This is a genomic window from Haladaptatus sp. (assembly GCF_049589095.1).
In the GTDB taxonomy this organism is placed as follows: Archaea; Halobacteriota; Halobacteria; order Halobacteriales; family Haladaptataceae; genus Haladaptatus.
In genome coordinates this window covers 1-9,243 of record NZ_JBAWAC010000413.1, presented here as the reverse complement: position 1 = coordinate 9,243, position 9,243 = coordinate 1, and the positions used below count along the sequence as shown (strand labels likewise).

Annotated in this window: 8 protein-coding genes and 1 pseudogene; 2 read left to right on the top strand and 7 right to left on the bottom strand. The window is 62.2% G+C overall.

Annotated elements, in window-relative coordinates; genetic code table 11:
- Positions 1 to 82 precede the first annotated feature (82 nt).
- Together WBV42_RS13065 and WBV42_RS13060 are read left to right on the top strand one after the other, a co-directional pair.
- A complete protein-coding gene (locus WBV42_RS13065) occupies positions 83 to 787 on the top strand; it encodes a 5-formyltetrahydrofolate cyclo-ligase (RefSeq protein ID WP_423986415.1) in 705 nt (234 codons plus the stop codon).
- 42 nt (positions 788 to 829) lie between these two features.
- Positions 830 to 1,906, top strand: a complete 1,077-nt coding sequence (locus WBV42_RS13060) for a right-handed parallel beta-helix repeat-containing protein (RefSeq protein ID WP_423986414.1) — start codon at positions 830 to 832, stop codon at positions 1,904 to 1,906.
- A 13-nt stretch (positions 1,907 to 1,919) separates the two neighbouring features.
- On the opposite strand, the gene WBV42_RS13055 is transcribed toward WBV42_RS13060, so the two are convergent.
- From WBV42_RS13055 to WBV42_RS13025, 7 genes and pseudogenes are all read right to left on the bottom strand, one after another.
- A complete protein-coding gene (locus WBV42_RS13055; RefSeq protein ID WP_423986413.1) occupies positions 1,920 to 2,918 on the bottom strand; it encodes an AI-2E family transporter in 999 nt (332 codons plus the stop codon).
- 72 nt (positions 2,919 to 2,990) lie between these two features.
- Complete coding sequence (locus tag WBV42_RS13050) at positions 2,991 to 5,726, bottom strand: HsdM family class I SAM-dependent methyltransferase (protein WP_423986412.1); 2,736 nt, start codon at positions 5,724 to 5,726, stop codon at positions 2,991 to 2,993.
- A 116-nt stretch (positions 5,727 to 5,842) separates the two neighbouring features.
- Positions 5,843 to 7,309 (bottom strand): preprotein translocase subunit SecY, encoded by a 1,467-nt coding sequence (gene secY, locus WBV42_RS13045; RefSeq protein WP_423986411.1) that lies wholly within the window; start codon positions 7,307 to 7,309, stop codon positions 5,843 to 5,845.
- Between the two features lie 249 nt (positions 7,310 to 7,558).
- On the bottom strand, positions 7,559 to 8,047 hold the full coding sequence (locus tag WBV42_RS13040) for an uL15m family ribosomal protein (protein ID WP_066141831.1): 489 nt from the start codon (positions 8,045 to 8,047) through the stop codon (positions 7,559 to 7,561).
- Between the two features lie 2 nt (positions 8,048 to 8,049).
- Positions 8,050 to 8,514, bottom strand: a complete 465-nt coding sequence (gene rpmD / locus WBV42_RS13035) for a 50S ribosomal protein L30 (RefSeq protein WP_423986410.1) — start codon at positions 8,512 to 8,514, stop codon at positions 8,050 to 8,052.
- Positions 8,514 to 9,155: a 30S ribosomal protein S5 gene (locus tag WBV42_RS13030; protein ID WP_066141837.1), complete on the bottom strand. Its 642-nt coding sequence runs from the start codon at positions 9,153 to 9,155 to the stop codon at positions 8,514 to 8,516. Before WBV42_RS13030 ends, rpmD begins: the two co-directional genes overlap by 1 nt.
- A gap of 1 nt (position 9,156) precedes the next feature.
- Positions 9,157 to 9,243, bottom strand: a pseudogene (locus WBV42_RS13025) (50S ribosomal protein L18); the annotation flags it as partial.

Genomic DNA, 9,243 nt, shown 5'->3' with positions numbered 1-9,243 from the left:
CTATTCAACTATTCCACCTCGTCCGATCCCTCATGGCCAGCCAAGCGTTGCGTTGAAGTCGTCGTGACGAACCACTCTCCCTATGGACAAAGCCGACCTCCGCGACCGAATCTGGACGCAGTTGGAGGACGAGGGAATCGCTCGGTTTCCGTTCCCTCCACACGGTCGGATTCCGAACTTCGCGGGCGCGAAGGAGGCGGCCGACCGACTTGCCGAACTTCCGGAGTGGCAGGAGGCGTCGGTCATCAAGGCGAATCCCGACGCGCCGCAGTTGCCGGTTCGACGGCGGGCGCTCCGGGAGGGAAAAGTCGTCTACATGGCCCAACCACGGCTCCGCGACGAAAAGCCGTTCATGAAACTCGACCCGGCGGAAATCGAGGACACGGACGCCGCGGCGACGGTGTCGAAGATGGACGGCTACGCCGAACCCGTCGCACCGGACGAAGTTCCCCACGTGGATTTCATCGTCTCCGGGAGCGTGGCGGTGACGGAGGAGGGAACCCGGATCGGAAAGGGAGAGGGATACAGCGACCTCGAATTCGCCGTCCTGCACGCGTTGGGGGCGGCGGACGACGACACGACGATCGCGACGACGGTCCACGAAGTACAACTGGTCGACGACGCGCCAGCGCCGGAACCCCACGACGTGCCGATGGACGTCGTGGTGACGCCCGAGCGCGTCGTCCGGACGGAGACGACGGCCGAGCGACCGGACGATATCGACTGGGGGGTACTTCCGGAGGAGAAGATCGAGGAGATTCCGCTCCTCCAGCGATTACGGCCGTGATTCGGGACGGGGTTGTCGTCGCAACCGGAGTGCAACGAACGCTTGTCCGAGGGAGACGAGCAAATAACGAACCGTGAGCACGGCGAGTGTGTTGACATGCGCCGCGACGTTTCGAGGCTACTCACGACGCTACTCATCGTTTCGCTGGTCGTCGTCTCCCTCACCGCAGGTGCTGGAGTCCGCCCCGCTGCGGGGCAGGAAAACGCCGCTGACGGCACGAGAATCGACAGCTGTACGACGATTTCGTCGCCGGGACGCTACACGATCACCGGCGATATCCGAAACGTGACGGTCGGTACGTGCCTTCGAATCACGGCGAACGACGTGACGCTCGACGGACGCGGGCACCGAGTCGACGGCGTCGGTGCGTTCGGTACCTCCGGCGTCCTCGTGATCGGCGGATCGAACGTCACAGTCCGGAACGTTGGGGCGACCGACTGGGACGACGGAATCCGGTTCGTCGGAACCCGGAACGCGAGGGTGGCCGAAACGACCACCGCCCGCAACCGCGTCGGACTGTCCCTCGTTTCGTTTCGGGATAGCGAGGTCGTGGACAACGTCGCCCGCTCGAACGCCGTGGCTGGCGTCTTCCTCGTCGGCAGCAGTTCGAACAACACCCTCCGAAACACCACGGTGAACGACAACGCCTTGGTCGGCATCCAACTCGTGGAAGCCACCCGGAACACCGTCGTTGGCACCGTCGCGCGCGGAAACGAGTTCGGCGTCGCCCTGCTTGGTGCCAACCGAAACACCGTCCGCGGGAGCGTGGCGACCGGAAACCACATCGCCGGACTGTGGCTCTCCGCGGCGAGCGACAATCGAATCCGCGACAACCGCGTTTCGAACCGATTCTACGGCATCTACCTCGCCGACGGTGCCCGGAACAACACGATCGAATCGAACGTCGCCCGTGAGAACTCCGTCGGCGTCCGGTTGCGGTCGAGCGACCGCAACGCCATTCTCGACAATCGGCTCGTGAACAGCCGAGACGCCGGAATCCTCCTCATTTCGAGCGACCGAAATCGCATCGCCGGAAACCGCGGAACCGGAAATCGACGAGGAATCGCCGTTTCGTCGTCATCCGACGGAAACACGCGGTCGAACAACTCCGTGGAGTAATTTCGTCGAACGTTCACATGTCGGCGTACTCGCGGGCGAACACCGTGAGCAGGATGCGGAGCATCCCGAGGACGATGGGGCCGAAGAACAGCCCCATGAAGCCGAACACGTAGACGCCGCCGAAGATGCCGACGACGAGGATTCCGGGGTTCAGCTTCGCCTCTCGTCCGCTGACCATCGGTCGAAGGTAGTTGTCCGAGAGGCTGATGACGAAGGTGCCGTAGAGGAACAGGAACCCCGCCGCAACCGGCCGATTTACGAGGAAGAGATACGCTGATGCCGGGAGCCAGATGACGGAGGCACCGACGAGCGGAAGCAGGGAGAGCAGCGTCGTCACGACCGTCCAGAACACCACGCCCGGGACCCCCGCGATGACGAAGCCGATGCCGGTCAGGATGCCCTGTACGATTGCGACGAGGACGTTGCCGACCAACACGCCCCACATCACCCGGTCCATCTCGGAGTACAGTTCGTCCTGCACGTCGTCGTGGAGGGGCGTACACCGGCGAATCCAGGCGACAAACTCCTCCCCACCGGTGAGCAGGTAGTAGAGCACGAACACCATCACAGTGAAACCGATGAGGGCGTTCGAGACGCCGCCGAAGATACTGAGCGCGTTATCCACCAGACGTGAGGAACTCCCCGCTGGCAGGAGTTCCTGTAACGTTCGACCGTGGATGGTGACGCCGGTGTATCGTTCGACCAACGCGATGAGTTCGGCGACCTGCTGGTCGCCGCGAGCGATCACTCGGATGAGCGTGATCGCCTGCCGGGCGGCGATTGCCAGGAGCGCCATGACGGGAACGAGGACGACGAGCGTGGTGAGGACGAGGAGCGAGAGTGCGGATACCCGAGTGCCGACGCGGTGTTTCAACCGGCGTTGAACGGGAAACAGGACGTATCCCAACAGGATTGCAGCCAACACGTACTGGAGAAACGGTTTGACGAGCAGAATTGAGAGGAGGCCGAACACGGCGATGAGAAACAGTAGGAATCCGCGTTCCCGATTCATGCCGGAGAAACGACGGGAGGGCGTATAAATCAGCACGAAGGGCATCGAATGGAGTCCGCGGTACCGAAGCGTTCAATCGTCGAACGATATCTCGATATCGTCTTCCAACGCGTCCAACGTCCGAACCGCCGACTGGACCTCACAGCCTTTCGTTCGGCGGGCCGATTTCATCGTCCGTGCGATCGTGCGTATTCGCTCGGCACTCACGTCGAGGTCGAGCACGTCGATGATCACGTCGTCGATGGCGGTTTGTCCACCGCCGTCACCAGCGGCCAGTCGCTCGAAGCCCTCCCGAACCGTTGATTTCTGCTCGTCCGTCAACGCTGCCGGGTCGACGACCCGAAGGGTTCGAAGGTCGGAACTGGAGAGGTTGATCGCTCCCCCACCCGTCACCCTCCCGTGGCTCTCGATCACGATTTTCGAGAGGCTGGCGTTCAACAACCCGAGCAGGAGCGTCACGTCCCCCTGTCGAGGGTGGACGAGCAGGAACCGGTTGCTGGCAACGACTTCCCCATCAGTTCGGAAGAAGAACCGACGTGTGTCCATCGCCTGCGGGCAGACGATGGGTGCCGTTTTGTCGTCCAGTCCCCCCATCGCGAACCACGGGTCGTTGATCCGCACCGAGTCGTTCGTGCTCGATGGATGGTCGTCGGCCCATCGAAGATAGGCGGCCACGCCGTCGTGGCCATCCCGTTCGAGCGCCGAGATGACGCGGGTTTCGCTGGAAACGGCGGCGACATCGTTGCAGTCGTCCCCATCGGCGGATTCGGACGAGGAGAGCACCGTCTCCGAGTATTCGGCCACGTCCAGCATCCACTTCTCCGCGCCGTCCACCGAGTGCTCGTAACCATCGACTTCCTTCACGCTCTTTATCGCCGGGCGGAGGAATCCGTCCTCGACTCGGCGGACCCAGTCACCGTCCGCATCGAGGATGAAGACGGGGTTCGCCCCGGTCTTCTTTCCTCGCGTGACGGTGGCAATCTCGGACAGCGAAACCGTCTCGGGGTGTTCGAGAACCGCGGTGTAGAGTGCCGGAGCCGTGACGTAGTGATGCAATTTCCCGCCGAGACGTGCCGTCAAATGCGACTGAGCGACGGTAATGGTCCGATGGCTCCCTTCGCTTCTGATTCGAAGGTCCCCGGAACCCGTCGCGTCACGGTCGATCACGTCGATGACGTCGTCCGGGTCCATCCGTTCGTTGAGACGGACGAAGTTCGTCCGCGTGTTCCGTCGTGCCGTCGCGTCGTCGGTCCGTTCCAATAGCAACAACACCGTGTCCACGAGCGCATCCTCGAACAGGCGGTTTCGAAACCCGACCACCGCTTCGACCTTGTAGTGGTCGTAGAGGAATCGCTGCAGCGACGGACCGTAATCCGCGGTCATCCACTTCGTCGGCACGATCCACGCCACCCGTGCGCTCTCCCGAAGAAACCCCGTGACGTGCGTCAGAAAGTAACAGTACAGATCGCTCCGTCCGTCGAGTGCTTCCCCCGAATCCAGCGCTTCGAGATGCTCGCGGAAATGCTCCCGATCCGTGGCGATGAACTCCTGTCGAACGTATGGTGGATTCGCAACCGTCGCGTCGAACGTTCCGACGGCTTCCGGGTCGAGGTCGAAGAAGTCACGGTGATGCACGAAGCGTTCGTCCGCCGGTTCGTGGCTGTTTCGCGCCGCCAGGTTCAACTCGGTCAGTCGAAGCGGGAACTCGTCGATGTCCACGGCCGTGAGTTGCCGAAGCAGGTCCCGATGCGAACGGTCCCCCGACCCCAACGCATCCAGTCGCTTGTAGGCCTCCACGAGGAGCGAACCGGACCCGCTCGCCGGGTCGAGTACCCTGTCGCTCGGTGACCGAACCGCCCAGCGGGCGAGCAGTCGCCCGATTTCGTCCGGCGTGTAGAACTGGCCGAGTTCCGCCCGTTCCTCGGCCGGGATGAGCTTCTGGTACACACGCCCGAAAACGTCGGTTTCGATGTCGTCCAACGGTTCACGCTCGATGCTCCTCGCGAACCGTTCCAATCGTTCCAGCGTCCCATCGTCGTTCGGTATCTCGCTCCAAAACCCGTCGTTCGAATCCTTCCACGCCTCGGTTGCAAACCCCTCTCTCGCTTCGCTCGGTTCACGGTCACCGTCCCGAAGGTATCCATCGAACACGATGCGTGCCACCAGTAAACAGCCGTACTGTTGGGCGGTGATCCGAACCGCTCGGTCGAAGTCCGAATCGAGGGGATAGCCGTTCTCGTCCGCCCACGTCGCCAGCGAGTCGTGAAAGCCGTCGTCCTCCTCGAACGCGTCGGCGATGAGCGACTCGTATCGCGGCACGAGGGTGGCGTGAAAGCTTCGAAGCCGACCGACGAAGAAATCGCCGAACCGAACCGGCGATTCCGTGCCCTCCTGTAGCGCCACCGCGTCCCGAAGGAGTTCCCCGCAGAAGTCGGCCATCGACCGGGTTCGCAGGTCGTACCCTCGCCGGGTGAACTCCGAGACGTCGGTCGTCGGAGATGCGCTCTCGGAGTTCGGACGGCGAAAGAGGAACGCGTCGTTCTCGTTGACCGTCGCAAAGACGCGGATTCCGTTCTCGATGGCACGCTGCTGTCCTCGCCCGATCACGTCGTCCGAGTGCGGGTCCACATCGGACTGTACCGCTTCGAGTACGACGCCCTCGCGGTCGGACGACGGAACGAGAACGCTCGCGCTGTCGCCGTCCGCACGAGGTTCGTCGTCGGGAACCTCGAACGGCGTCTCGTGTGCCGAAACGTACGTCGCCATCGCGGAACGGAGACGGGAGCGAAACACGAACGCCGAGTCCATGGTCCGTGAATCATCGGCGTGATTCAAGAAGTTTCCCCGGGTTCGACTGATACGCTTTGCCAAACTGGTGGTGAAAAAACGGAACCGCAGTGAAAATCGAATCGCGTGCGGTGATCTTATCCGCCGAACATCTCGCGCATCATCGGATGCATCTCCATTAGCTGTTCCTCCGCAATCTCCTCGTACAGCTTGTACGTGATGGACACCGCGAGCAGCAGCGAGGTACCGGAGGTGCCACCGATGGTACCGAGCATGTTCGCCAGGACGGCCAGCAGGCCGACCAGCGCGCCGCCGAGGACGGTGACCTGCGGGATGTACCGCTCCATCACCTTCTCGATGACGCCCGTGTTCTGGCGGAAGCCGGGAATCTGCATCCCGGAGTTCTGGATCTGTTTCGCGGTCGATTCGGGACCCATGTCCGCCGTCTCCACCCAGAAGATCGCGAAGATGGCACCGCCGATGACCATGAATCCGAGGTCGAGACCGACGCGGACCAGAACCTGCCACCACGCTTGGGCAAGGGAGTTGGACCACCACATCCACTGACTCGGGCTCTGGATGGGTGCGAGGTAGTAGAATATCCCGCCGGTTGGGTATCCATTACTACCGTAGACACCGAGCCATGCGGGCATGCTCTTTCCAAGTTGCTGGTTCAGGATGCGCCCGAGGAACTGGATGTTCGCCTGCAGGGCGCGGACGAGGATCATCGGCAGGACGCTCGCGTAGATGAGCTTCACGGGGAAGCGACCGCGTGCGCCTTTCACCCGTGCGTGGCTCAACGGAATCTCGACGCGCACGCTCTCCGCGTACACGACGACGATGAAGATGAGTATCGTCGTGGCGAGCGCGATGATTTGCCCACCGCCGAACAGGAGGTACTGGATACCGCCCGCCGTGAGCAGCGAGATGTTCTCCGCGTTCCCGGTGATGATGTTGATCCACTGCGGGATGAGGCCGGTGTACTCACCGATGCCCGCCGGCGAGATGAGACCGCCGACGAGGCTCTGGCTGACGTTGGCGACGATGAACAGCCCGATACCGCTCCCGACACCCCACTTGCTGACGATCTCGTCCATGAACAGGATGAGGACCGCGCCGATGAAGATCTGGGCGAAGATGAGCCACTGGACGCCGAAGTCGCCGATGCCGAGGCTGGCAGCGACCTGGTCGTTCACCGGCAGGAACCCGCCGATGAATACCATCGGCAGCCCTTCGAGACAGACCATCACGACGACCAGCAGCTTCTGCAGGCCCTGATAGAGCACTTGGTCGCGTGGGTCGTCAGTGTCCAGTCCCAACAGGTCCGCACCGCCGAGCAACTGGAGAACGATGCTCGCGGTGACGATCGGTCCGATACCGAGGTGCAGGACAGTTCCTCGTCCACCGCCGAGGATCGAACGGAAGTTACCGAAGATATCGGCACCTTGGTCTGCCCCGTACAGGAAGACGTTTGTCAGGAAGAAGTACAGCAGTAACACTCCCCCCGTCCACATCAGCTTGCGCTTGAAGGGTATGTGTCCCTCCGGGCGCTGGACGGCGGGCATTCGTGTGAGGACTGGTTCAGCAGTCTCTTTCCAACCCATGTTCAACATCAATTCGAAGCTCCCTACATGTATCTCCTTCGACTCGCATCACAGACAAAAATAGATAGTATAATGTAGCGAGGGGGCCACAGAATACGGTCTCGGGCAGTTTAGGGTAATTCGAGAAACGGCCACAAAGTTTTAAGCTCGAAGTCCAACTCCATTCCCGATTCGGAGAAGCGCAATTATGTCCTGATCAGCGTTACTACTCGACCGGGAACTGTATCAAAAAACGGTCAACGAACGGAGTTATTCCGCGTCGTCTTCGTCTTCGCTTTCGCCGAACTCCTCTTCCTGGGCCCGGTCGCTCAGGACGGCGTCGCCGTCCGCTTCCTCGATGAGTTCGACCGCGGATGCCGAGAAGGCGTCCGCAGTGATGTCGAGGCTATTGCGAACCTGACCGCTGCCGAGCACCTTGACGGCGTCAGCGTCCCAGCCGTCGTCGACGACATCGCGTGCGTCGAGCTGGTAGCCGTCGTCGGTCTCCTCGGCGACTCCCTCGGCCGCGTACAGCGCGGCGTCTTCGTCGAGTTTCTGCACGGAAACGGTGAGCACCGTTTCCTTCGAGTCTTCGGGTCGGGAGAACCCGTGCTTTCCGAGCGGTTCGTAGTTGTGGAACTCGTGTTTTGCGCGACCGGCGCGTCCGCGACCACCACGGTGTCCGGCACCGCGGCGGTTCTTGTGGGTTCCGCCCCCGTGCGTCCGCGAGCCACGCTGGCGTCGTTTCTTGCTCGTCATGGTTATCGCATCGCCTTGAGGAGCGTGCTGATTTCCTCTGTCGTGTGTTTGCCGAGCTGGCCTCCTTCCTTCGTCGGGTGTTTGATACCCTCGTGTCCACCACGTGGTGGGTGAAGGCGGAGGACGGGCGTCAGGCCCTGCTCACGGAGCGTCGTCTCGTCGTCGAGGAGCGCGCCCGTGAGGTCGGCAACGTCGTCGTAGTCGGTGTTCTCCGCGATCCACTCGTCGTCGACCTCGTCGCTGCCTTCGAGCGGCTGTGCTCGCTTGGCGAGAACCGTCTCCAGGACCTCCTGGTCGGGTTCCCCGTGGGCGACGAAGTCGTTGACCTTCGTGATCATGCCGCGGTAGGTCTCCGATTCCGGAACCAGCGCGCAGTGATTGACCTTGTGGATGTTGAGCATCGACAGGGTGTCACGAACGTCCTGGTTCATGTTGACCTCACCGCGAACTTGGACGACTGCTTCCATCAGTCAGCCACCTCCGGTTCCTCGTCGGGACGGGCGCGTGGGCCACGCGCTTGGGAGGCGTTCTCCAGCGCGTTGTAGGTCGCCTTGGCGAGGTTGAGCGTCGTTCGCGTGTTGCCGTGGCTCTTCGTCCAGGCGTTCTCGACTCCCGCGAGTTCGAGGATTTTGCGAACGGTGTCGGTCGCTGCGAGACCCAATCCGGCCGGTGCCGGGATGAGTTCGACCTCGACACTGCCCGCCTTCCCCTTCGTTCGGTGGGTGAGCGAGTGCGGTCGGTCGCTTCGGTCTTCCCACGACCCTGCGCCGCGGGGAACGTCGATGATGTTCAGCTTTGCGATCTCGATAGCCTTCTGGATGGCACCACCGACCTGATCGTCTCGACCTTCCGCGTAGCCGACGAAGCCGTCGCGGTTGCCGATAGCACAGACGCAGCGGAACTTCACCCGCCGACCGGAGTCGGTCATGCGCTGAACCATGTTGATGTCCAGCACTTCGTCTTCGAGACCGGGAAGGAGCTGATCGACGAGCTCCGGCTCCTTGAGCGGAAGGCCGGAGTTCAGCGCCTCCTCCATCGTCTCGATGTCGCCATCGGCGACCTTTCGGCCGAGACGAGTCTGGGGTTGCCAGCCGTTTCTGTTACTCATATTATTCGTCCTCCTGGAGGTTCGAGAGCACTTCGTCGAAGTGCTCGGGTAGTTCTGTGGCGTCGAAATCCCCGCTGTACAGCGGCTC